Raw genomic sequence first — 23,341 nt, 5'->3', positions numbered from 1 at the left:
TTCGGCACATCGCGCTTCTGGCATTTGCCAAGTCTGAATAAGCTCGACGCATTTTTTTCTCGCGACTTGCAGCCTCGCGGATAGGCCGCATGACCTTCTCACATTGCATTCTGAGAACAGGTGGACCCGCTACCAAGCGCACCCTGAATGATCTGCCGTGTTGCAGTTTCGAGAGCGAAGCGCGAAACGTCATCAAGCGCGATGTAATAGGCCGCAATATTGACTTCATCGCTACCCGAAACTTTTGTGGCTAGGACGGAAAGCAAGGTCAAGCACCTCAACATGTCCGCCTGCGTTGCCTTCGTCGTGGTATCCGGTGCGGTGGTAATCTGGCTCATCTGTCAAAACTCCTAATCGTCTCGCCTCATCACGAATTGCGTCTCCAACATTCCGGCGCTTCGGTGGCGGGTCATTTCTGCGATTGACGAACTTCGGGTCAGCCTCATCCAGCCAGCATTGGCCGGTTCCAAACCCCAAAGGCTTCCAGATCGCAGAAATCGGCAATATCGCCACGTCACTGCTTGCCATAGACGTGCAGATGAAGGCGACGGAAACGGCGCTTTCAAACCACAAGCATTCATTTGCTGAATTGCTTGATAGGCCGACCACGCTTGGCGGATACGGCATCACCGATGGCATGACGGCAACGCAAGTTGCCGCCGCCATTCAGCAAGCCGTCAGCGATTTGGTCAATGGCTCTGGCGCGGCACTCGACACGCTCAAAGAGCTTGCCGATGCTCTCGGCAACGACCCGCAGTTTGCAGCAACGGTGAGCGCCGCCCTTGGATTGAGGCTCAGGGTTGACGCCGCACAGGCATTCACCCTTGCACAAAAGGCGCAGGGACGTTCCAACCTTGATGCTCTTGGCATTGTCGATAAGGGCAAGGCCGATGGCGTTGCCAGTCTCGACAGCACAGGCAAGGTGCCGACCGGGCAGTTGCCAGCGATGAATTATCTGCCTTTGACCGGTGGAAGGCTGACCGGAAGTTTACAGGTCGACAACGAGTTCATCTCTGCCGGAAGCGGTTCAAAGCGCGGCGTGTTTCGCAACACAGGCGCAGGTGACAGTTGGATTAATTTCTTCACGCGGGATCAGACTTGGTATTCCGAATTTGGACAACGGGCAAACGGTGCGGCCTACGTATGGTTGAATGGACAGGAGTTCCGCTTTCAGACCAATGGCACCTTCGTGTCCCCCGTAGATATAGTCGCAAAGGGATGGCTCTATGCCGGTGACGGCTCATCAAGATTGGAGTCCAACGGCAATGTTGTTGGCGCAGTATGGTCGAATTGGGGTTCCAGCGATGCTTATACGGCAATCTTTAACCGCATCGAAAAACGCGCTCAGGAATACGCCGATGATAGAGCCAACACTGTACGCGGTGAAGTGTGGTGGCGCGCACGGGACTGGATTGCGGCCGCTGGCGTTGGTGAAGTCGGCACATATGCGGTTTGTAAATGCATCAATGAAACGCCTGCATCCCCAGGTGACTTAATTGATGGTAGCCGTCTGCAATACTCGTCAACCGACTATGGAGCGATAGCGCAAAGTCCGACGGGCACATGGAGAATGATGCGCTATGCCAAAACATATAATTCCGCGCAACGCGTTAGTCTCTTTAAAAGGGCTTGGTAATGACTGATGAACCATTCATAACGGATAGCAATAACAGCGTCATTAAATCAGTAAAAAATCTACAATGGCGAAATGTTGAGCATACGTTACTCTCCTGTACTGTAGACTTGGAAGGTGCAGGAATAATCCCTTTTGCAACGGCTGCTCATGAGACAACGCCATATGGTCAAGAAATATGGCAGAAAGCGGTTGCCGGCGAATACGGTTCCATCAGTGAATATGTCGCCCCTTCCGCCGAGCAGAAGCGTCTTATCATGCCAGACTTGGAACGCTGGCGCGTTAACACGATCATTGATCTTGAGCCGGGCCTGCGCGAAAAAATCAATGCAGCGATTGAGGGTATGGAAGAACCGAAGCGCACTATCAGCAAGAACAAACTGGCCGATGTACAGATGTTCTCACGCACAGATACACTTTTTGATTTGATCGGTGGCACGCCATCTATTGGCAAGACACCGGAAGATATCGATGCAATGTGGGAAGCAGCAATTAATTTGACTTGATCCCCATCTCTCTCCTGAACCGTCTTGACACATGTTGTCAGAAAAAGGACACGTGTGCCGGGTATTTATTAGGCAGGGGGCGTTAACGTGAATGCTGATCGGGATGTGGCAATCTTCATTAAGTCACTTCAAGGTGGTGGAGCCGAGCGCTCCACTGTTAATCTTGCAAACGCGATTGCTGCCAGCGGCACGCGGGTTGATCTGCTTGTTCTCAACGATAATGGTGTTTTTACGAAACAAGTTTCTCCACGCGTGCGATTAATCAAACTAAAAAAAGAGCCCGTTTGGAGAACTATCTGGCTGTTGCGCAAGCAACCAAAAGAACTTGTTTTTTTGTTGCTTCTATTGCTTATGCCGAGTTCGCCAAAGCCTGCAGCAGTGATCCCGGGCCTTGCGCGGTATCTTTTAAAAAACAAGCCAACGGCTCTGTTAACCGCACTCGATTATGGCAACGTAGCAGCCGTTGTTGCTAGATCAGCCACAGGCGTCAGAACACGAGTGGTGTTAGGTCAACGCAATCAGATGAGCAAAGACCGCCACCGCAGTGCATCATGGCGTCGTCGTTTAACTATACCGACCTTACGACATTTCTTTATGCAGGCAGACGCTATTGTTGGTGTGTCCGAGGGAGTGGCCGAGGATTTAAAGCAGACACTCCGGTTTCCTGCTGAACGTGTCCATGCAATTTACAATGCTGTTTACAATAAAAAGCTGGAAGAACAAACAAAGGAAGATGTTGATCATCTGTGGTTCAAGGATGATGCGATACCTGTGATTGTCGCTGTCGGAAAATTGAAACCACAGAAAGACTATCCAAACCTTCTAAAAGCTTTTGCTAAGGTTCTTGAGAGCCGCACTGCTCGCTTGGTTATCCTCGGACAAGGGCCGCAGCTTGATGAACTGAAAGCACTCGCGCGAGAACTGCACATCGAAGACAATGTTTCGTTTGAAGGATTCGTTGAGAACCCCTTCAAGTATTTATCTCGGGCGTCTCTATTTGTGCTTTCCTCCCGTTATGAAGGTCTACCGGGAGTGCTAATCCAAGCGCTATCATGTGGTTGCCCGGTCGTAAGCACCAATTGCCCGAGCGGTCCATCTGAAATCTTGATGAATGGTGAGATTGGGAAACTTGTTCCAGTAGAAGATAGTGATGCACTGAGTATTGCTATACTAAATCAATTGGATACTCCGCATGATCGCGATGCGCTGATAGCTCGCGGAAAGTTTTTCTCTGAAGAAAATGCCGTAACGGCATACAAGAAAGTCTTGTTTGATCAACATGTTTCATCAACTGACGCCTTCTCACACCTTTTTCAAGCAAATAGGCATGTGGAGAAGACCAAACGCAATACAGTTGAAGCATAGACAAATCGAACCAAGGCTGGCCAATGGCGGCCAATAAATGGATTAATCGAAAGCCCGCGCTCTGCGGGCTTTTTTCATTCAACAAGCCCGGCCATTGTGCCGGGTTTTTTGTTGCCGAAATCAGCCCGTGGCGGGGCATACCCTAAAATTAAAGGAGCGAACCCGATGTCGACACCGACTTTCGGCATGACTTTCACGCGGCCAAATGACGAACCGTTGCCGGTTCTCGGCGCAGACTTTTCTAAAATACTGCTCATTGAAACTTCAAACGATGCATCAGCTTCTGAATATCCAGAGGATACACCTGTTCGCATTTCCACAAGCAATGGCGATGCCGTTGAAGCACTTGGCACCGGCTATCTCGCCGATGCTGTCAAAGGGATAAATGCGCAGCTTACCGGACTGAATGCCGGAGCGGACGTAACCATCTTCCGCGTCAAGGAAGGGGCCCATGTTGCCGTCACATCTGCAGCGATTGCGGAATGTCTCGCTAGAGTGTCCGAGATTCCCTCAGCCGTGAATGCCACACCACGCATTATCTGGGCTGGTCGAACAGCATGGCGTCCCGATGCTGACACCGTGAACCCTGTCGTTGCCGCCCTTCCCGCCGCATGCGAGCGTCTGCTTGCAATTGCGCCCGTCGATGTTGATGACACCTCACCCACCTTTAAGGTCGCCAACCATGAAGTGCGCCGTTACCGCCCTGCGGTTAATGGCCTCGTTGCTGAAATCAACGCGCGGCTTAACGCGACTGCTTAGGATGAGGACTCAATTACACCCATGCGATGATTGTAGAAACAAGAGCAATTGCGGCGAGATAGTTTATTGCGAGGCGATCATATCTCGTTGCAATGCGTCGCCAGTTTTTGAGCCTGCAGAAAAGCCGTTCGATGACATTTCTACGCTTGTATGCGCTATAATCTAAAGGATAGGGTTTCTTTCGTGCTAGCGAAGAGGGAATGACAGCCTTGATGCGGGCATTATTAAGCTAGTCTCGAAGACTATCAGCGTCATATGCCTTGTCGGCTAACAGACGCCCGCTAGGGCGAGCGACCTCTAATAATGGGATTGCCATTTTATGCCGGCAATGTTTCCCGGTGCTAAGCTGAACACGACCGGTCTGCCGCAATCATCGGCCAAGCAATGGATTTTGCTTGTTCTTCCACCGCGCGACGTGCCAATCGCTTGCGTCCACGCCCCCCTTTTGAGCCTTGTGCCGAACGGTGCGCTTTGACGTGTATGCTATCTATGGAAAGCTCCTGTGGAACCGGACCGCTGGCTGCCATCGTCTCAAATATACGATGCCAAATACGCCGTTGTGCCCAGCGGTGATATCGGTTGTAGACGGTTTTTGTAGGACCATATTCGGCCCCCAACATCACGCCAGCGACAACCCACCTTGAGAACATGCAAGATACCAGAAATTACACGCCGATCATCGACACGTCGAGCTCCGGGTCGGTTCTTGGGTAAATGTGGGTTCGATTGCATTCCATGCAGCATCTGAAAGCCAGAAAAGATCGCTCATAATAAGCCTCCCTACTGTCAAAACCTAAAAATCAATAAAAACACTCGATAAAGACAATTGTTTGATCAGGTCCCCATCCTAGATGTCCCCTTTGATTTTAGACAATAGGAGTTTTTCGGCGGAAAGAGATTTTCCATCGTGCTAAGAACAAGCTGCTGGAACTCGCTGAAACCGGCCACCTGTTATGGCTGTGAATGCTGGATTACGTGCCTGATAGGAGCGAAGCGCTCCTCCCCATCATCAACTCAGATCCCCATCTGGATTTCCACTGCATAATTTCCGAAAATTGAAACCGTTTAAGGTAAAATTACGCAGCAAGTATAAAGTGTTAGAGTGACCTTTTTGCACCTGGCAGGCGCATGGCGTTCTAAAGCTTGCAGTGACGTGCCATCATTTCGGCAACGTCTTCCCGCCCCTCTTCGCGCAGTTTTTTGATTGCAGCACTCATATCTGCCGATCGTTCGTCCTGGCCGAGCTTGAACTTGATTTCCATCTTCTCAATCGGCATTTCATAGCCAACGATATTGGGCAGACGCCGTTCCAGACCGCCGGGGCCGAGTTCCTTCATCTGCCAGGGCTTGTCACGACCCTTTTCCATATGCTTGACAAGCTCGTGAAGATGTTTGGCGGTCGCTGCTTCCGACAGGATTTTGGGCGTGCCGTGGATATGAGCAACCATGAAGCTCCAGGTCGGCGCGCTGTCCCTTTCCGGATAACCCGGATACCAGGACGATGACACATAATGACCCGCATCCATCAGGATTGCGATTGATGGCAGGCCACGCTTGAGAAACTCAACATGATCGTTGGATGCTGCAACATGCGAAACCAGCGTACCGTTTTCGCCGCGTGTCCGATCCATCATGAAGACAGGGTGCGATATCGCAACGCCACCCTCATGACTGGTGATCAAAGTGCCAAGCACCGTTCTGTCAACGAGATCGAAAACCTCGGTCGTATCGGACGGTTGGAAATAGGGCTTTGTGTAGAGCATCGCTTGTCTCTTGATTTCAGGCGTGAATGGCGGGCAGACGATCAGACCATGGACACATGGCTTCTAACTGACCTGCCAGTTCGAATAGCAAATTTTCGCCCCCATAAGGGGCAATGAACTGGCTGCCAATCGGGAAACCATCAGATGTTTCATGAAGTGGAGCACTCATTGCAGGCAGGCCGGCGGCATTGACCGGATGGGTAAAGGTCGTCAGGTCCAGAAACTGACGGGCAAAGCCCTTCCAATCGGCTGAGCGCACGTCGAGCATGCCAAGTGGAAATGAGCCAATCGGCATAACCGGGCTTAGCACCACATCGCATTCTTCAAACAGACGACCAAAACTGCGCGCCGTACTGTTCGCCGTCAAACGCGCCTGAATAACCTCTGTGGCGGTCAAACCATCGCCGTAAGCAGCCAATCCCAGATTTGATGGCTCAAAATAAAGATCATTAGCGGGCTTCGCCGTTGTTGCGGCAACATCCGCCACTTCAATTGCCGTGTAAACGGCGATCAGTTTTTGTATGGCGTCTGCAAGCTGAACGCCGTCAAAATCAGGCTTCACCCGAACGACGCTATGACCGAGTTGTTCGCACAGCGCAATCGTTGCCTCCAGTGCTGCAACTGCCTGCTCGTCCAGATCATGACGGAGATCAGACTGTTGCCAGAGGCCGATACGAAGCTTTCGCGGTGCCGTTCTGACACTGTTGACGAACAAGTCTTTTTTGGCCGGGGCCGCATAAAGCGAACCCGGTTCCAGCGCATCTGTGAGATCCAGCATCATCGCGGAATCACGAACCGAACGCGTCAAAACATGATGGCTGACCATACCGCCCCAGTTTTCCGTCGAGACCGGACCGCAGGGGACACGCCCGCGTGACGGGCGCAGCCCGAAAAGTCCGCCACAAGATGCGGGAATGCGGATCGAGCCGGCTCCGTCATTGCCATAGGCCACAGGCACCATACGTGCAGCAACTGCCGCTGCTGCACCGCCAGAAGAACCGCCAATGCTGCGTTTTATATCCCAGGGATTAAGCGCCGGACCATGCAGCGAGGATTCCGTTGCGATGTTACAGGAAAATTCAGGCAGATTGGTTTTACCCACCACCACCAAACCAGCCGACTTATAGCGTTTGACGAGTTCATGATCGCGCTGCGAGGTATTTCCCTCTGCGGCCCGACACCCAAAGGACATCGCTGCACCGGCATAGGAAGGGCAATCATCCTTCAGCAGCACAGGAACACCACTGAGCGGACCCTCCGGCAACACTTTAAGCTGTTCTTCCGCCTGGTCGCGCATCTCATAGATCACCGCATTCAGATCGGGATTGCAACGATCAATTGCTGCAAATGCCTCCTGAACAGCCTCACGCGGCGACAGAATTTTTGCGCGAATGGCCTCTCCCAGACCGACCGCATCGGTCCGGGTGTAGTCAAAGGATGTAGACGTCATGGGTTTATCCCAATGCTAAGCCCGCAAAGCGGAGCGTTTTACTGTTCCTTGCTGATCATCCAGAAGCGATCTGTATCGCCAGCCCAGCCTTTGTAATTATTCACCTTGGGACCAGTCGCCGTGATGGACGGCAAATTGACCAGACCAAGAATTGGAACCTGTTCTGCCATCAGCGTATTGAGCTCGTTGAAGAGCTTCTTGCGTTCTTCGACGTCGCTCTTCGCTGAAACCTGCTTGAGAAGTTCTTCCGCCTTGGCATCATCCCACTGGCGCGCAGCATCAGCCTTCTTGTCACCAATCATCGACTGGAAAGACAACAGCGGATCAAGACGAGCTGAATAAGCAAACACGGCAAGTTCATAGGCGCCACGACGATACTGGTCGAGCTGGGTCGCCCAGTCACGCACTTCGAGCTGCGCATTGATGCCGGAGGCTGCAAGGAATGCCTGAATGATCGTTGCAACCTGCACACGATTCTGGCGGTTGGCAACCAGAAGGCTGATCGGTTCTCCCTTATATCCGGCCTTGGTCAGCAGTTCCTGCGCTTTGGCTGGATCATATGCAGGCCAGGCAGCCGCCTGATTATCCGAATAGATGGTGTTCGGTGCAATCACCGACGGGTTCGGTGTATACATCCCCTCGCCTATGGCGGCGGCAAGCTGATTAAGATCAATTGCATGAGCAATCGCCTGCCGCATCTGTGGATCTTTCAGCTTATCGGAAGCGGACTGAATCTGAAGCACCATCCATGCAGGCGTCTGCTGCACATTAACCTTCATGCCTTTTGCTTCCAGATCCTTGACGCCGGTTGGCTCCACTTCGTCGATGAAGTCGATCTCACCGGAAAGCAAACCATTGGTGCGGGTGCTTGAATCAGGAACAGTCATGAACTGAATGGTCTTTACATGAGCTGTCTTGTTCCCCACCAGACCGTCGACATCGCCGGGCAAAGCAGCATAATCATCAAAACGGGTCAGGTCCAGATAACGACCACGCTCCCATTTGGAAAAAGCATAGGGACCGGTACCAATCGGCTTTACAAACTTGCCATCAGCATCAACGGATTCCGGGCTCAATATCCATGGTGTACACTGGATGGTCGCCATTGTGATAACGAAGTTTGGCGCAGGTGCTGCAAAGTTGAAACGCACCGTGCTGTCATCAACAGCCTCGACCGACTTCAATTCGGAATCGACCTTGCCATTATAGCGATTGACGCATTGAAACGCTGTATCCGGCTTGAGATAGCGCTCGAAATTCCAGACGACATCCTTGGCGGTCAGGTCTTTGCCATTCTGGAACTTGACGCCTTTGCGCAGCTTGAATTCATAGACTGTATGATCGGCATTTGTGGTCCAGCTCTCGGCCAACATCGGCTTGATGGCAAGATCGTCACCATAAGCCACCAGACCTTCGGCGATATGGGCTACAACCATATCGGCATTGGCATCGCGATTGACGCCCGGATTGATGCTTGCCACATCTGAATGAATGGCGACGCGCAAGGTCTCATCGTCCGCAGCATGTGCCTGGAAGGATGTGGCGCTGAGACCAAGAAGCGCAATGCTGAACGCAGAGCGTAGTGAAATTGGATTGAACATTTTGGTTTCCCCTTTTTGTTTTTAATTTTACGGCCTGATCAGCTTTGCGACCTCAGCACATCCGCGAAAAATGCCTCGACCGGCTCCAGCACTTTGAAAGGCTCGTGAGCCACACCCGGAACTCTGTCCTTGCGAACTGCAATACCGTGAGCTTCAAACGACCTGGCCAGTGCTTCAATACGGTCGATCCGGCAATCACCCTGAAGGTCGGCGCCGTCCATCCAGAAGGCGCTGTCACGCGGGATGGCGATTTCCCAGGTCGCGGTATCTTCCTGACCAATCACTGTTTGAACGCTCACGCTTCTCATCACTTCAAGATCGATGCGGCAGCCAAAACGTGCTTCGACATCGCGAACGCCCACCCACCAGTCATAATCAGAATCGAGCAGGGTCACGACGCCCGGCGCTCCGATAGAGACGGCCTTGAGCCTGTGGGGATGCAGCATGAAAAAGCGCTGGCAGAACTGCCCGCCGCCCGAAAAACCGTACATGATGGCGCGATTGCTTTTAAGGCGATATTTGGCTGCCACTTCGTCGATCATCGACAACAGAATATGGTCAAAGCGAATGCCGTGAAACTCGATGCGCTTGTAGTTGGCAAGATCGCCCTGCACGACGATGCCCGCGGGAAACAGCGGTGCCAGTACAATACAGCGGTTCTTTTGCGCAAAACTTGCAAAGTGATCGCGGTATTGCGCCGCTGTCCGCCCTGTTCCGTGAATGATGACAATCAGTTCGTGCGTTTCTGTGCCGTCTTCATCATAGTCTTCGGGGACATAAAGGCAGTAGCTGAAACGCTGGTCGAACTGACTTGCAAAAAACGTGGTCGCCCCAAAATCGTAGAAGCTGAGTTTCTTGCCATGGCCCTGCCGCTTGGTGGCAGGCTTTTCCTCAGTGGTGGACATAACCGCCCTCCTCTCCGGATCTCGTATTTGCATTATCGCCGCGCCATTTGAGTTTGACACCGCCTTCGTCCGTCAGTTCGAGCATCGGAATGGCTGACAAAAGACGGCGGGTATAATCGTTCTGCGGCGCGTCGAAAATCTCGTCGCGCGTTCCCTGCTCGATAATGCGACCGTCATTCATCACGACCACACGATCGGCAATTTGTTCAACCACACCCAGATCATGAGTGATAAACAGGCAACCGAAGCCGTAGCTCTGCTGCAACTTGGCAAAGAGATCGAGAACCTGCGCCCGCACCGTCACGTCAAGTGCCGAGACGGCTTCATCGGCAATGACAAAAGCCGGACGGCGCACGAGCGCGCGCGCAATCGCCACACGCTGACGCTGACCACCCGACATTTCATGCGCATAACGATTGGCATAATCTCCACCGAGGCCAACATCCTCGAGTGTTTCGGTAACACGGTCTGCTTTCTGGCTGGACGAAAGCTCTTTCGAGAAGCGCAGTGCCTCACCGACCAGCGCACCCACTTTCATCCGCGGGTCGAGCGATGAATACGGGTCCTGAAACACCATCTGCGTGTGATAACGATAATCCTGATAATAGGACGAACGTCTCTCAACAGCCTGGCCCTTGAACAACAACTTCCCTTCGCTCGGCTTGATCAGTCCGGCCATCACGCGTGCGGCTGTGGTCTTGCCCGAACCGGAGCCGCCAACCACGGCAACAACCTCGTTTGGCATAACGTCAATCGTAATCCCGTGCAGGGCTCGTTTTCCGCCAGCTTTCTTGAACCAGCCGCCCCGACCTTCAAAATCAACCACAAGATCGCGCACGCTGATCAGCGGTTCAGCTTTTGGAATAGTGCGCGCAGGCCCACGAACCGGCAATGTCGAGAGCAGTTTACGGGTGTAATCATGCTGGGGCCTTGCCAGAACATCAGCGGTATCGCCCGTTTCAACCACTTCGCCATGGCGCATCACAACCACACGGTTGGAATAGCGCGCGATCATTGGAAGATCGTGGCTGATGAGCAAAACGGTGGTGCCACGTTCTCGCGTGAGATCGACCAGCAACTCCATGACCTCGCGCTGGATAACCGCATCGAGCGCAGTGGTCGGCTCATCCGCAATCAGCAGATCGGGCTTCATCAGCATCGCACAGGCGATCATGATGCGCTGGCGCATTCCACCTGAGAACTCATGTGGAAACGCCTCAATCGCCCGATCAGGATCGGCAATACCGACACGCAACAACATGGCTCTGATCCAGTCGGCATGTTGCGCTTTCTCAGCCGGAAAATGCAGTTCAAGCCCTTCTTCAAGCTGCCGCCCGATGGTCAGCGATGGGGTAAGCGAAGTCATTGGCTCCTGAAAGATCATGGCAATGCCATCACCGCGAAGGCCGCGCAAAGCAGCTGGCGACATCGTTGACACGTTCTGCCCCTTGAAGCGGATCGCACCATGACTTGTTTTGATCGACGACGGAACCAGCCCCATGACCGCCCGCGCAAGCATGGTTTTGCCGGAGCCGGATTCACCAACGATACCGAGAATTTCGCCAGCATTTATAGAGAAGGAAGCGCGTTTGACGATCTCCAGCGCACTGTCGCCAACGCGCAGGCTGACATCGTCGATTTGAAGCAGGGGTGCGGAAGTCATGAGCGCTTCCTCATGCGTGGGTCGAGGCGGTCGCGCAACGCGTCACCAAGAAGATTAATACCAAGCAGCGACAGCGAAATTGCAAGGCCGGGGAAGATACCAAGCCAAACGGCCTGCTCAATGAAATTGCGGCTTCCGGCCAGCATATTGCCCCATGTCGGCGCTGGCGGCGGCACGCCCAGCCCCAGAAAGCTGAGCGAGCTTTCTGCGAGAATTGCCCAGCCGCACATCGACGTTGCCATGACCAGAACCGGTGCCAGACAGTTAGGCAGAATATGACGCACCATCGTATAGATTTCCGAGTTGCCCATGACGCGGGAAGCCTCAACGAACTCCCGTTCACGCAGGCTCAAAACCGTGCCACGAACCACGCGAATGACCGAAGACATATAGGCAAGAGCGAGTGCTAAGATGATGCCATTCTTGTTGGCGCCAAAGACGGCCAGCAAACCAAGCGCCATCAATATGCCGGGGAATGCCAGCAGTGCATCATTGACCATCATCAATATCCGGTCGAACCAGCCGCGCAAAAAGCCACTGAGCGCCCCGACAAGCACACCGCCGAGCGTGGCAAGGAAGACTGTAAACACGCTGATCGAAACGCTGGCTGATGCGCCTTTCATAAGACGGCTCAGCTGGTCGCGCCCAAATTCATCTGTGCCCAGCCAATGGGCTGCACTTGGCGGCGCAAGACGCGCGGCAAAGTCCAACGTGAGCGGGTTATAAGGCGTCCAGAAGGAACCCACCACTGCTATTGTGAGAAGCGTTGCGGTCAGAGTTCCGCCGATCAGTGCGTTGAGAGAGATGTTTTTCATTTCGCCGTCACCTTCGGGTCGAAGAACGGATAGAGAAGGTCCACGATCAGATTGACCAGCACATAAACGCAGGCTGTGAACAGCAAGCAGCCCTGAATGACGGGATAATCGCGGGCAAAGATGGCATCAACGAGAAGCCTGCCAAGTCCGGGAATCGTGAAAACCGTTTCCACAACTGCAATTCCGCCAAGCAGATTGCCAAGGATCAGCCCCAACAATGTCCAGGTCGGGCCAAACGCATTACGGAAAGCATGACGCCACATCACGGTTGCTTCCGACAGTCCCTTGGCGCGGGCATGGGTAATGTAATCGAGATTGAGCACTTCAAGCGTCGAGGCGCGCGCCATGCGCAGGATGACGCCGATTTCATGCAGAAACAGTGTGGTAATCGGCAGAACCAGATAGAGAAACGCTTTCCATGGGTTCTCTCCGAAACTGACATAGCCGACAATCGGCAACCAGCCGAGCTTGAGGCCAAAGGCCAGCAACAAGAGCAAGCCCATCCAGAATGCCGGAACCGAAAGCAGCAAAGTGGCACAGGTCACAAGCGTCAGATCGGTCAGGCTGTTCTGCTTCCATGCTGCGATCATTCCGAGCGGAACAGCGACAAGCGTCGAAAGCACCACCGCCGACAAAACAATACGCGCACTCACCGAAAAGCGCTCCAGAACCAACGGAAGCACCGGCTGCTGGTTGGCAATCGAAACGCCAAGATCGCCATGCAAAACGTTACCGCCCCAGATCAGAAACTGGGTGAAGATACTGTGATTGAGGCCCAGTTGCTCGCGCAGCGCAGCCAGCGTCGCAGCATCCGCAGAATCACCCAGCATCAGGGCTGCTGGATCGCCCGGTATCAACCGAACGATCACAAACACAGCCACTGCCACGATCAGCAATGTTGGGATGGCCATGCCTATTCTGGAGAGCGCAAAGCGCAGCATTTCTTTAGCCTTCGATAAAGAGGGATTGCGCGCGCGGCGCGGCATCGGACGGTAACGGCGTATAATCTTGTAGACAGTAGGTCGCAAACTGGCGGTTCAGGGCAGGCAATGGCGCGATTTCCATCATACCAAGCGCTGCTTCCATCACCACCATGGCAACTGTGGCCGTGATATTGTCGTGATTGCCGGGACGCGGCGGGCGGCAGACTGCATAAGGTGTCAGGAAGTCGTCAAACAGCGCTTCCTTCAGCTCTTTGCGGCCAATTTTTCCACCATGTGATTCAAGTGACTGGCGAACGCGCCAATCACGGTAAAAGCTTTCAGGCACAAACGGGATACCGGTGTCGCGCAGCTTCGTCAGCGCAATCGGACTAACCCAATGGTTGGCGTGAACGATGAGATCATTTTCCGGCAGGATCGGGAAGGATTCATCCGGCGCACATTCAAAATCGATACCAAAACCGGCACTCGTCGCAATCATGATGTTGTTCGAGCAGGATTTTGGCGTCGAAGCCACAGCCTTGATTGCTTTTGCAAAATGCTCCTGTTCAAGCACCTTGCGGCGCACGAGACCCAGAGGAACACCCAGCTTCTTATAGTCGCGTTCGCATTCAAGATAATTTGCAGTAATCGAGATACCAGCCTCATTGAAACCGCTGCGCGCCAGACCACCAGCCTCGACAAACGTCACAAAATCGGGACCGTTATTGTTGCGGACACGCAGCACAATACCGGTTTCCACACATTCAGAACGCCAGTCCCAGTTCTGGCCGTGAACCAGATTACCAGAAGCACTTTTTGCAGGCATGATGAGAGCGCCGGTGCAGCCATCATCCTGCTCTTCGGGATCAGGCGAACCCGTTTCCGCACGCGCCATCGCAACAACTTCCGTGCGCGCATTGATCATGACGATCTGCTCAAATGGCACATCCGCACCTTTGGCGATGCCGCGCATTTCCTCGACATAGGACGCGTCGAATTCTTCAATCCGACCTGCGAATTCTTCGATGAGGCTTTGCCTGCGTTCTGGCGAAAGACCAAATGCATCGAGCGTGCCGGAATAAAGACCTGCGCTGCGCCGAATGCGTTCTCCTGCCAGCACCCCATATTGGCGCCCGCGCTCTTCCGGTGCGCCCGAAACGGTAATGAATGGAAATGGGGTAACTGACATACTCAATCCATATTTTGTATTTTGTATCTTCTTAATACAATTCACATTCAATCATTGCGGAGTCAACAGTTTTTTATTAGAATATGAAACAATTTGATTTATACCCTTCCTACAGAGAGTCAGCCTGTCATTCCAATGGGATAGGCTATACGAGAAAGAAATAGCCTATTGCGAAATATCCCGTATTCTTTGAGCATAGGCTCATGGGAGAGCACACATTCAGGGGGCGATGCGCGTGAATATGGACGTTAAGAGATCAACGGAAGGCGAATCTGGCCTGAGCAGTCTTCAGGCGGAGGTTGCGCATAAAATGATCTCTCTCATATCCGCTGATCGCTGGAATATCGGCGATCGGCTGTCGGATGCAGCCATTGCAAAAGAGCTTCGTGTGTCGCGCTCACCCGTGCGTCAGGTGCTCAATCTTCTTGTGCAGCAAGGTATTGTCAGCCAGACACCCAATCGCGGTTATCAGCTGCACCACATTCCTGAGCCAGACGAACTCAACGACAATCTACTGCCGCCATCGGAGTCTGAAGAGCTCTACCGGCGTCTGATGAGCGCGCGCGCCTCTGGCGCAGTTGGCGATGAAGTGTCCGAAGCCGAACTTGCTGATCAACTGGGCGCAACACGAGGCGCAGTGCGCAGGGTTTTAATGCGCTTTGCAACGGAAGGTCTGGCAGAACGCCTGCCCGGTCATGGATGGCGATTTGCCGAGTCGCTCGACAATGAACGCGCCGTCAATGAAAGCTATGCTTTCCGTCTTGTGATCGAATGTGGCGCTCTCGCTCAGGCGGAATATACCCCTGACCAAAGCCAGCTTGCTGCTCTCCAACGTGAGCAAAAAGAGATACTGGCCTTGCCGCTTCAAAGCCTCACAAGAGATATTTGGTTCAACGCCAATGCAAATTTCCATGAAACCATCGTTTCTTGGGCAAATAATCGCTTTTTCACGCAATCAGTTCGCTGGCAAAACCATTTGCGCCGCATGACGGAATACTCTGACTTTGACCTTTTAGGTGAAGAGCGGATCCGAAAGGCTTGTAAGGACCACTTAGGCATTCTGGAAGCAATCGAAAGCAAGGATTTTGAATTCGCCTCTGCATTGCTTAAGCGCCACATTAGTCGGTCTGGTGCTGAAGATATCTACTGAGAATAGTGAACTTTGTCGTAAAGACTTCGGCTATCAATCGGAGGGCGTTTTATTCCGCATCAGCTACTCACGCAGGCATCGAAGTGGCGCTATGATCCGCAAGAAACAATTTGCAAATGACAATCGCTCGCCATTTTAAATCTTTACGGGACTTGCAGCATAAGTGCGTCTAAAAATAAGGCCGCATATCCCCTACCAAAAACTTTGCGTCACAACTCCTGTGGATGGCATTGATGACAATTGTGTTTGCACCATAAACGCCGTCGCCGCCTGCTCCGCCAACACCACCTGAAATTTCAGCGTCCAGCACTTTCTGGAGAGCGGAATTGGATATATTAAGTCCATAGACCCCCGAGCCAATATCTCCCCCCGTTACCAGCATTAACAATAAAAGAATTTTATAGCAAATAATACCAAGCTATATGTTAGGTATTTCTAATTTCTATAAAGGTATTAAATTCCTCATAATGAATAGATTCTTTGGGTGCCAATAATGAATTTTCGATTTCATGTCACGTCTATAAGAATATCGTGACTGTCATGCTCGTCTTTCTGTTGGGTTTATGTGCATTCAAAATGGCACAAGCTGGCTCGTCATGCCTTGCAAATGAACAGCTTGATGGACCAATCAGAGGTCTCCTGTCTTTGCAGGCATCTTTGGGAAATGGACAAAGGGCAACAGTCTATAGCTCGTCGCGTAATTGTTTTAAAAGACTGGGCTCTTTTTACCTGCTGAAAAATTTACGTCAGAGCCGAAATATGAGTCGTTGTGGCAAGACACATCATCAGTTTGCGGGCAATGGCGAGCCATGAGCGCAAACCCAAGCCATATTCACCCGAAGGAAACGTGCAAACCAGCAATCGCACTCAAGGATGTGCAGATTTCGTTCACGTTGGCCGATGGCTGTCGCTTCGATGCTGTTGCCGAAAGCAATCTTGACGTTACTGAAAACGAATTTGTGGCAATTGTCGGTTCAACCGGCTGCGGAAAATCGACATTGCTCAATGTCGTTGCCGGACTTCTCGTGCCTGCCAGCGGTAGCGTCGAAATCAGCGGCCAGCGGCTGCAAGGGCTTAATCGCAAGGCGGGCTATCTCTTCCAGCAGGATGCTCTCATGCCCTGGAAGACCGTGCTGGACAACGTCTCCATCGGGCTGGAAATTGGTGGCACGCCAAAGGCTCATGCGCGCGAGCAGGCGCGTGACTGGCTTGATCGCGTCGGTCTTACAAGTTTCGGTGATCGCTATCCGCATATGCTATCGGGTGGACAGCGCAAGCGCGTCAGCCTTGCGCAGGTGCTGATCCGCAATCCGAAATATCTGCTGATGGATGAACCCTTCGGCCCACTTGATGCGCAGACGCGTATCATCATGGGGGACCTTCTCCTCGACCTTTGGTCACGGGACAAGAAAGCGGTGATATTCGTAACACACGATTTGGAAGAAGCAATCGCGCTGGCTGATCGCGTTGTCATCATGTCTGCCGGGCCGCGTGCCCGCATCATGGCGGAATATAAAATTCCCCTCGCCCGTCCGCGCGCGATTTCCGAAATTCGTCTCGACGACCAGTTTCACAAAATTCATCGCGAAATATGGGGCGTGCTCAAAGAAGAGGTTCTCAAGGGCTATCAGCAGACGGGTAAGCGAAAAAAATGAAAAAGCCTATGCTGTTTCTGGCACAGCTCAGCGTGGCTGTCTTCTTTATTCTGATCTGGCACCTCTTCACCGCGACCCATCTGCTGGGCAACCCGGTCAAGGCAAGGTTCTTCTTTGCAACGCCGGGCGATGTGGCACAGCGTATCTATAAATGGTTTGCCGGCGCAACGATCTGGTATCATCTCGGCATTACCCTGCTTGAAGCCATGCTGGCCTTTGCTATCGGCGCAATCGGTGGTGTTTTGATCGGGTTTTGGTTTGCCCGCAAGCCTTTGCTCGCGGCAATCTTTGATCCCTATGTGAAGGCGGCTAACTCCCTGCCGCGCGTCGTGCTGGCGCCGATTTTTACGCTGTGGCTTGGCCTCGGCATCTGGTCGAAGGTCGCGCTTGGTGTATCGCTGGTCTTTTTCATCGTTTTCTTCAACGTCTATCAGGGCGTGAAGGAAGTGAACCAGACAATACTCGCCAATGCGCGCATGCTGGGCATGAATGAACGTCAACTCCTGCGCAACGTCTATCTGCCGTCCGCGCTGTCGTGGATGTTCTCAAGCCTGCATACGGCTGTCGGCTTTGCGGTCGTCGGCGCAGTCGTCGGGGAATATCTTGGTTCGTCAGCGGGGCTCGGCTACCTGATCCAGCAGGCGGAAGGCGTGTTCGACGTCACCGGCGTCTTTTCCGGCATGTTGGTGCTCATGGCATTCGTGCTTGTCATCGACTGGGGCGTATCCATCGTGGAAGCGCGCCTGCTTGTCTGGCGTCCGAAAACCGCCGGTCATAATGGCGTTTAAAGCGCTTATGCGCTTCAAAGCCGCAAGGAAATTCAAGGAGGATACTATGAGAACAACGCGTAGAGAGATATTGCTGGGCGCCGCCGCCTTTGGGCTTGCGGGTATCGCCTCACGCCTGCCCGCGCATGCGCAGGATGCATCCGCAACACCGGAAAAGTCGGAGCTGATGTTTGGTGTCGGCGGTAAGATGTTCTTCTATTCCCTTCCGCTCACCATTGCCAAGCGAAAAGGCTTTTTCGAAGAAGAAGGCATCAAGGCGACCATCAATGATTTTATTGGTGGCTCAAAGCCTTTGCAGGCGCTGATTGGTGGTTCGGTCGACTTGGTCACTGGCGCATATGAACATACCATTCGTATGCAGAACAAGGGGCTGGACATCAAAGCCATCTGCGAGCTTGGTCGTTTTCCGGGCATCTGCATCGGCGTGCGCAAGGACCTCGCCGACGAGATCAAGACGATTGCCGATCTCAAGGGCCGGAACGTCGGGGTCTCGGCGCCCGGCTCTTCGACCTCGCTGCTGTTGCAATATGCACTCATCAAAAATGGCCTCTCCGCAGACGCCGCTTCGATCATCGGTGTCGGCACTGGTGCAAGTGCCATCGCAGCCATCAAAAATGGCGAAATCGCCGCCCTCGTCCTTGTTGATCCGATCATCATGCAACTGGAAGCGGACGGCGACATCACGCTGCTTCTCGATACGCGTACCGAAGAAGGCACACGCCAGCTTTTCGGTGGCACGAATCCAGGCGCGACCGTTTATGTGCAGCAAAGCTTCATCGATGCAAACCCGGTGACCACACAGCGCGTCGTCAATGCTTTCATTAAGGCGCTGAACTGGATTCACAAGGCTTCCGCCGATGATGTCGCAAATGCTGTGCCGGAAGAATATCTGATGGGTGACCGCGCGCTGTACAAGACAGGCTTCGAGAAGTCCCGTGCCATGTATTCCGAAAACGGCATGATTGCAGAAGACGGCTTCAAGAGCCTGTTCGAAATGCTCAAGCTTCTTGATCCCGAACTGGCAAATGCGGATATTTCATTTGCGCAGACATTCGATCCACGCTTCGTGAAAGCGGCAAAGGTATAAATTTGTTTTGGGCGGGGGCAACCGGGAAATTGGCCTCACAGCTTGCGTTCACTGCAATTATAAAAGATTGAACAACAGAGCCAATTCACTATTAACTTCAAATTATTATTATTATTTTCCACACTTCCTGTAGACTATATCAATATACATATTAGAAATATTTACAATGAATATCCGGATTGCAGTAATCGCAACAGACTTACTAGCGTCCTGTTATGCTCATGCTGATGAGGTTGGCAAAGCCGGCTTCGACGAGATCTTATCCCGTGGCATATTGAAAGTTGGAACCATTGGCGATTACAGTCCTTTCACATTCAAAGACCCCAAAACCGGTGAATATCAAGGTTTCGATATCGACCTTGCAAAAAATCTCGCAAACGCGCTCGGTGTTCGTATTGAATTTGTACCAACCAGTTGGCCGACTTTGACACAGGATTTTAACAGCCATAAATTCGATATCGCCATGGGAGGCATATCAATCACGTTGGAACGTCAGAAAATGGGACTTTTCTCGTTTCCTTATTTGCAAGACGGTAAAGCGCCAATTGCACGCTGTGCGGATCACAATCAATACATTTCGCTTGCAGATATCGACAAGCCGAATGTCAAGGTAATCGTAAACCTAGGGGGGACAAATGAAAAATTTGTACGTACCCACATTAAACATGCTCAAATTGCCCTATGGAATGACAACACCACAATTTTTGACCAGATCGCACAGGGGAAAGCAGACGTTATGATTACTGATGCATCTGAAACACGGCATCAGCAAGGTATCCATTCAGGGGTGCTATGTGGATTCAATCCAGATAAGCCTTTCAACTCATTTGAAAAAGCATACTGGATACAACCAATACCTTTCTTTGCTGCTTTCGTCGATCAGTGGTTACATCAATCAAAACGCGATGGCACTTATAAAGCAATATATCAAAAATAGTTCAAACAATCTGAATAGCCCCATGCCTTGCGACATACAGCCAATCTTTGCGGTAAAGATTTTAATCCCTTGCTGCAACGCGTAGGTAATAGCGAAAGGACGGACGGATTAAGCGAGTTTGACGGCGTGCCTACCGTAGCCCAAAAAAGCAACAAGGAGTTCGGCACATGAGCAATCATCTGTTCGACGCGATCCGCCTGGGTATCCGGCCTGACGCGCCTTTCCTTGAAACGGTGAGCGGCGCGACATGGACCTACGGCGACATGCTGAGGCACCCAGCTTAACTCTGGTCGCAATTATGCTGTAAGTGCTGTGAACTGTTGTTTGATTGAAAGCCTGCCGTTGAGGCGAAGACACCTTGCTGTTTTCGCATCATGTGAATGAGTTCGATGCCAGCAAAGGTGATGCTCGCCGCAGCTTACCGCTTGAAACCGAGCGTAGAGCGTGTGCGTCGTTTGATGCGGCAATGATCCTGCTCAATCGTGTTTTTCATGTATTTGCTGAAGGCCATCGGAAACATACCAACAGCCTAAGCCGAAGAGCGATGCACACCACGTTGGGCACTCCAGTCGTGCCTCGGAACTTAAACCAAACGGTATCCGGAAAATCCGGCGCGGTTCAGTCCTTTGAACCCCTAACCTCATCAAATAGCTAATCTATTTATGAGTACACGGCCTAGGTCGAAAACCGTTAGATTGCTGATAATGTCGTTATCTTAGAAATTTATAGGCACCGCCATGATAAAGCAGTGGCTCTCCTTGGCCTGACACAATTTTAAGTGCACGGCCAATGATGATCGCATGGGTGTGGCGTTCAATGACATCTTCAACGGCGCAGTCAACTGATGCCAATGCTCCGTGAAGCGCCAAGGCGCCGCTTTCAAGCGTATACCATTCGGCATCTTCGTAACGTGCAGCCCCCTTAATGTTACCTTTGCCAGAAAAGCGATCAGCAACGTCCTGCTGATCAGAAGACAGTATATTGACGCAGAAATGGTTATGGCGATTGATCACCGGCCAAACCGACGAACCCAAGTTGATATTCACAATGATCGTTGCTGGCTCAACGGATAAAGCTGTTGCCGATGTGACCGTTGCGCCCGTACGAGCTTCATCAAAACCTGCGGTGACAACGCTTACGCCGCCAGCGAGCTGACGCATAGCTGCTTTCAGCTCAAAGGGAGAGGCCCCTTCGTCTTTAAACTGTGGTAGAGTTTCCCGCAGATAGGTTACTGTCGAGACCATGTCTGTCCCTTACTCCAAATATTCGTTTCATTTCAAAGTAACAGTCCTGCTCGAACACACCCAGATTACGATTTCTATATTCTACAGAATTTGTAGAAAATTAAAATCAATGATATGCGAGACGGCACTGGCACGTTGTTCGACCTGAGCGTTTCGGGTAAACATGTATCGGTCTCTCCTGAGAGGAATGGAATTAATCCTGAAGCCAGATGTCGTATGCGTTTTCAGGAAGCCGCTTAACGGGACGGAAGCCGATGCCCTGAACGCGGGATGACGCGACGATCTGATCAGCTGGCACATAAAGCGGCAGGCCATAAGCCTGATCGAGCAGTGCAAAGCGTTGCAATTCTGCGTAGGTCTCAAAGCGCTTTTTGGGGTCGAGGGTGGAGGCACCCTGATTGAGCCATTCAGAGACCTTCGGGTCTTCAGTTCGGCTGTAATTGATCGAGCCGCCTTTATCGCGCGGCAGATAGTGGAAGTAGATCGTGACGCCGTTTTCCTGCGCCGTGGTCGAGTTTGGAATGATGCCGTATGCGCCGTCTTTCTGGCGGCTGGAATAGGTGCCGGCATCGACATATTGCAGCGCAATATCGATGCCCGCATTCTGTCGGGCCTGCGCCTGCACTGCTTGCAACAGAATGTCCCGCTGGTCGCGCACGGTGGATTGCGCCTGCACAACTTCAATCGTCAGGCGCTTGCCGTCTTTGGTCCGAAACCCGTCCGCATCGCGCTCGGTCCAACCCGCTTCATCAAGAAGCTTGTTAGCCAGCTCCGGGTTGAAACCGTAAGTGCCTTCAATCGACTTGTCGTAAAAGTCGGTATCGGCAGGCGTAAGAATGCCCCAGGCACGCGCACGTTCGCCCCGATAAACCGACTGAATGATGCGCTCAACATCAATTGCAGCCAGAACTGCCTTGCGCACATTGATGTCAAAAGTGGGCGCGCGGGTGATGTTGAGATAAAGCGTGTAAGGTGCTCCGGTGTTGATCGACGTTTGATAGCTAAACTCCGGGTTATCCTTGAAAAGCTGGGCGTCATTGCCCGAAATGCCTTCGGCTGCATCGATCTGCCCGGAAGTGAGTGCGCCAATACGCACTGAGGATTCAGGCAAAAAGCGATAGGTCACATCATCCAGATAAGCCGGCCCCTGATGCGCGGCATTTTCGGGTGCCCAATTATAATCCGGATTTTTCACAAAGCGGATTTCCTGACCCTTTACATAACGGTCGATGATAAAGGGGCCGGTTCCGGCAACTTCTGTACCACCAGCCTTAAGCTGTGCAGACTCAAAGGCTTTGGGTGAGATCAGTTCAATCCCCGCCGCGCCATCCAGAAGAGGCGCGTAAACACGGTCGAGTTTGATCACGACTGTAAGGGGATCAACTGCCTCTACTGAGCTGACGCGCGCAACATGGCCCGCACTGATGCTGCCCGAATAGGTCGGTTCTTTAAGCTTGGCAAAATTAAGCGCGACAGCCGCCGCATCAAACTTCTCCCCATCCGAAAGCTTCACGCCGTCGCGAAGTTTAAACGTGTAGGTTTTGCCGTCCTCAGAAACTTCATAGCTCTTGGCGAGCCACGCTACATACCCCCCTCCGGTGTGCGGGCCAAAAGGGATTCATAGCTGTTGCGCAGAATGAGCTTGGCTTTCGCCTGACCATTCAAATGAGGGTTAAGTGTGCTTGGCTCTGTCTCGCCTCCCCATGTGAGCGAACCGCCGCTGACTGGCTCGGCTTTTGTCTGTGCAGCAGTTGCTGCTAGGTCGTGCACTCATAAATAGTCTAGCTATTTGAATGCATTAGTGATTCAAAGGTCTCGGATTTGGAGGTCTTTGATGTCACGTCGCCGCTATGAACTTACAGAACGCGAATGGTCGATTATTGCGCCGCTGTTGCCATGCAAACCGCG

General features: G+C 52.4%; 19 protein-coding genes and 3 pseudogenes. 9 read left to right on the top strand and 13 right to left on the bottom strand.

The genetic code is table 11. The annotated features are described in order from the left end of the window. Positions 1-98: 98 nt before the first annotated feature. Positions 99-338, bottom strand: a complete 240-nt coding sequence (locus ABE527_RS19300) for a hypothetical protein (protein ID WP_499695660.1) — start codon at positions 336-338, stop codon at positions 99-101. 83 nt (positions 339-421) lie between these two features. On the opposite strand from ABE527_RS19300, the gene ABE527_RS19295 reads away from it, so the two are divergent. The 4 genes from ABE527_RS19295 (at position 422) to ABE527_RS19280 (ending at position 4,263) form a co-directional block, all read left to right on the top strand. After that, the gene (locus ABE527_RS19295) at positions 422-1,636 is read left to right on the top strand and encodes a hypothetical protein (protein ID WP_499697995.1); all 1,215 of its coding nucleotides are present in this window, start codon (positions 422-424) and stop codon (positions 1,634-1,636) included. After that, a complete protein-coding gene (locus tag ABE527_RS19290) occupies positions 1,636-2,139 on the top strand; it encodes a hypothetical protein (RefSeq protein ID WP_499697994.1) in 504 nt (167 codons plus the stop codon). The genes ABE527_RS19295 and ABE527_RS19290 overlap by 1 nt, the downstream gene beginning before the upstream one ends. Positions 2,140-2,226: 87 nt before the next feature. Then, the gene (locus ABE527_RS19285) at positions 2,227-3,504 is read left to right on the top strand and encodes a glycosyltransferase (protein WP_499697993.1); all 1,278 of its coding nucleotides are present in this window, start codon (positions 2,227-2,229) and stop codon (positions 3,502-3,504) included. Positions 3,505-3,669: 165 nt separating this feature from the next. After that, positions 3,670-4,263 carry a hypothetical protein gene (locus ABE527_RS19280; RefSeq protein ID WP_499697992.1) on the top strand — a complete coding sequence of 198 codons (594 nt, stop codon included), beginning with the start codon at positions 3,670-3,672 and terminating at the stop codon, positions 4,261-4,263. A gap of 13 nt (positions 4,264-4,276) precedes the next feature. On the opposite strand, the pseudogene ABE527_RS19275 reads toward ABE527_RS19280, so the two are convergent. The 9 genes and pseudogenes from ABE527_RS19275 to ABE527_RS19235 all read right to left on the bottom strand — a co-directional run bounded on the left by ABE527_RS19275 (position 4,277) and on the right by ABE527_RS19235 (position 14,572). Beyond that, positions 4,277-5,032, bottom strand: a pseudogene (locus ABE527_RS19275) (IS5 family transposase). 367 nt (positions 5,033-5,399) lie between these two features. Continuing rightward, positions 5,400-6,026 (bottom strand): FMN-binding negative transcriptional regulator, encoded by a 627-nt coding sequence (locus tag ABE527_RS19270; protein ID WP_113484963.1) that lies wholly within the window; start codon positions 6,024-6,026, stop codon positions 5,400-5,402. Between the two features lie 16 nt (positions 6,027-6,042). After that, positions 6,043-7,476 (bottom strand): amidase, encoded by a 1,434-nt coding sequence (locus tag ABE527_RS19265; protein WP_499697991.1) that lies wholly within the window; start codon positions 7,474-7,476, stop codon positions 6,043-6,045. A 38-nt stretch (positions 7,477-7,514) separates the two neighbouring features. After that, positions 7,515-9,077 (bottom strand): ABC transporter substrate-binding protein, encoded by a 1,563-nt coding sequence (locus tag ABE527_RS19260; protein WP_499697990.1) that lies wholly within the window; start codon positions 9,075-9,077, stop codon positions 7,515-7,517. A gap of 38 nt (positions 9,078-9,115) precedes the next feature. Next, positions 9,116-9,982, bottom strand: a complete 867-nt coding sequence (locus ABE527_RS19255; RefSeq protein WP_499697989.1) for an alpha/beta hydrolase family protein — start codon at positions 9,980-9,982, stop codon at positions 9,116-9,118. After that, positions 9,969-11,645, bottom strand: coding sequence for a dipeptide ABC transporter ATP-binding protein (locus ABE527_RS19250; protein WP_499697988.1), 1,677 nt, complete (start codon positions 11,643-11,645; stop codon positions 9,969-9,971). Before ABE527_RS19250 ends, ABE527_RS19255 begins: the two co-directional genes overlap by 14 nt. Continuing rightward, the gene (locus ABE527_RS19245) at positions 11,642-12,460 is read right to left on the bottom strand and encodes an ABC transporter permease (protein ID WP_499697987.1); all 819 of its coding nucleotides are present in this window, start codon (positions 12,458-12,460) and stop codon (positions 11,642-11,644) included. Before ABE527_RS19245 ends, ABE527_RS19250 begins: the two co-directional genes overlap by 4 nt. Then, on the bottom strand, positions 12,457-13,401 hold the full coding sequence (locus ABE527_RS19240) for an ABC transporter permease (protein ID WP_187548922.1): 945 nt from the start codon (positions 13,399-13,401) through the stop codon (positions 12,457-12,459). The genes ABE527_RS19245 and ABE527_RS19240 overlap by 4 nt, the downstream gene beginning before the upstream one ends. Before the next feature lie 4 nt (positions 13,402-13,405). After that, on the bottom strand, positions 13,406-14,572 hold the full coding sequence (locus tag ABE527_RS19235) for a C45 family autoproteolytic acyltransferase/hydrolase (RefSeq protein WP_499697986.1): 1,167 nt from the start codon (positions 14,570-14,572) through the stop codon (positions 13,406-13,408). Between the two features lie 241 nt (positions 14,573-14,813). Here ABE527_RS19235 and ABE527_RS19230 point away from each other — a divergent pair, with 241 nt between their 5' ends. From ABE527_RS19230 to ABE527_RS19210, 5 genes are all read left to right on the top strand, one after another. Next, complete coding sequence (locus ABE527_RS19230) at positions 14,814-15,722, top strand: GntR family transcriptional regulator (protein WP_499695561.1); 909 nt, start codon at positions 14,814-14,816, stop codon at positions 15,720-15,722. Between the two features lie 809 nt (positions 15,723-16,531). Next, positions 16,532-17,377 carry an ABC transporter ATP-binding protein gene (locus ABE527_RS19225; protein ID WP_499697985.1) on the top strand — a complete coding sequence of 282 codons (846 nt, stop codon included), beginning with the start codon at positions 16,532-16,534 and terminating at the stop codon, positions 17,375-17,377. Then, a complete protein-coding gene (locus tag ABE527_RS19220) occupies positions 17,374-18,165 on the top strand; it encodes an ABC transporter permease (protein WP_499697984.1) in 792 nt (263 codons plus the stop codon). The genes ABE527_RS19225 and ABE527_RS19220 overlap by 4 nt, the downstream gene beginning before the upstream one ends. Before the next feature lie 46 nt (positions 18,166-18,211). Beyond that, entirely contained in the window at positions 18,212-19,252 is a 1,041-nt protein-coding gene (locus tag ABE527_RS19215) for an ABC transporter substrate-binding protein (protein ID WP_499697983.1), read from the top strand. 166 nt (positions 19,253-19,418) lie between these two features. Further along, a complete protein-coding gene (locus tag ABE527_RS19210) occupies positions 19,419-20,189 on the top strand; it encodes a transporter substrate-binding domain-containing protein (protein ID WP_499697982.1) in 771 nt (256 codons plus the stop codon). Between the two features lie 296 nt (positions 20,190-20,485). Here the strand turns inward: ABE527_RS19210 and ABE527_RS19205 are convergent. From ABE527_RS19205 to ABE527_RS19195, 3 genes and pseudogenes are all read right to left on the bottom strand, one after another. Continuing rightward, positions 20,486-20,694: pseudogene (locus tag ABE527_RS19205) on the bottom strand (DDE-type integrase/transposase/recombinase); the annotation flags it as partial. A 205-nt stretch (positions 20,695-20,899) separates the two neighbouring features. Continuing rightward, positions 20,900-21,433: a flavin reductase family protein gene (locus ABE527_RS19200; protein WP_499697981.1), complete on the bottom strand. Its 534-nt coding sequence runs from the start codon at positions 21,431-21,433 to the stop codon at positions 20,900-20,902. A 193-nt stretch (positions 21,434-21,626) separates the two neighbouring features. Beyond that, positions 21,627-23,203, bottom strand: a pseudogene (locus ABE527_RS19195) (ABC transporter substrate-binding protein). Positions 23,204-23,341 lie beyond the last annotated feature (138 nt).

Origin of the sequence: Brucella sp. TWI432 (assembly GCF_039674445.1) — a bacterium.
Taxonomy (GTDB): domain Bacteria; phylum Pseudomonadota; class Alphaproteobacteria; order Rhizobiales; family Rhizobiaceae; genus Brucella; species Brucella chromiisoli.
Note: the sequence above shows the minus strand (reverse complement) of the source record. Positions and strands in the feature narration are given on the sequence as shown.

Excerpts from the sequence above, each read along its gene's own strand:
- ABE527_RS19200 (WP_499697981.1), bottom strand. The coding sequence starts at position 21,433 with ATGGTCTCGACAGTAACCTATCTGCGGGAAACTCTACCACAGTTTAAA.
- ABE527_RS19240 (WP_187548922.1), bottom strand. The coding sequence starts at position 13,401 with ATGCTGCGCTTTGCGCTCTCCAGAATAGGCATGGCCATCCCAACATTG.
- ABE527_RS19220 (WP_499697984.1), top strand. The coding sequence starts at position 17,374 with ATGAAAAAGCCTATGCTGTTTCTGGCACAGCTCAGCGTGGCTGTCTTC.
- ABE527_RS19265 (WP_499697991.1), bottom strand. The coding sequence starts at position 7,476 with ATGACGTCTACATCCTTTGACTACACCCGGACCGATGCGGTCGGTCTG.
- ABE527_RS19225 (WP_499697985.1), top strand. The coding sequence starts at position 16,532 with ATGAGCGCAAACCCAAGCCATATTCACCCGAAGGAAACGTGCAAACCA.
- ABE527_RS19235 (WP_499697986.1), bottom strand. The coding sequence starts at position 14,572 with ATGTCAGTTACCCCATTTCCATTCATTACCGTTTCGGGCGCACCGGAA.
- ABE527_RS19255 (WP_499697989.1), bottom strand. The coding sequence starts at position 9,982 with ATGTCCACCACTGAGGAAAAGCCTGCCACCAAGCGGCAGGGCCATGGC.
- ABE527_RS19250 (WP_499697988.1), bottom strand. The coding sequence starts at position 11,645 with ATGACTTCCGCACCCCTGCTTCAAATCGACGATGTCAGCCTGCGCGTT.
- ABE527_RS19290 (WP_499697994.1), top strand. The coding sequence starts at position 1,636 with ATGACTGATGAACCATTCATAACGGATAGCAATAACAGCGTCATTAAA.
- ABE527_RS19280 (WP_499697992.1), top strand. The coding sequence starts at position 3,670 with ATGTCGACACCGACTTTCGGCATGACTTTCACGCGGCCAAATGACGAA.
- ABE527_RS19260 (WP_499697990.1), bottom strand. The coding sequence starts at position 9,077 with ATGTTCAATCCAATTTCACTACGCTCTGCGTTCAGCATTGCGCTTCTT.
- ABE527_RS19210 (WP_499697982.1), top strand. The coding sequence starts at position 19,419 with ATGAATATCCGGATTGCAGTAATCGCAACAGACTTACTAGCGTCCTGT.
- ABE527_RS19300 (WP_499695660.1), bottom strand. The coding sequence starts at position 338 with ATGAGCCAGATTACCACCGCACCGGATACCACGACGAAGGCAACGCAG.
- ABE527_RS19215 (WP_499697983.1), top strand. The coding sequence starts at position 18,212 with ATGAGAACAACGCGTAGAGAGATATTGCTGGGCGCCGCCGCCTTTGGG.
- ABE527_RS19230 (WP_499695561.1), top strand. The coding sequence starts at position 14,814 with ATGGACGTTAAGAGATCAACGGAAGGCGAATCTGGCCTGAGCAGTCTT.
- ABE527_RS19245 (WP_499697987.1), bottom strand. The coding sequence starts at position 12,460 with ATGAAAAACATCTCTCTCAACGCACTGATCGGCGGAACTCTGACCGCA.
- ABE527_RS19270 (WP_113484963.1), bottom strand. The coding sequence starts at position 6,026 with ATGCTCTACACAAAGCCCTATTTCCAACCGTCCGATACGACCGAGGTT.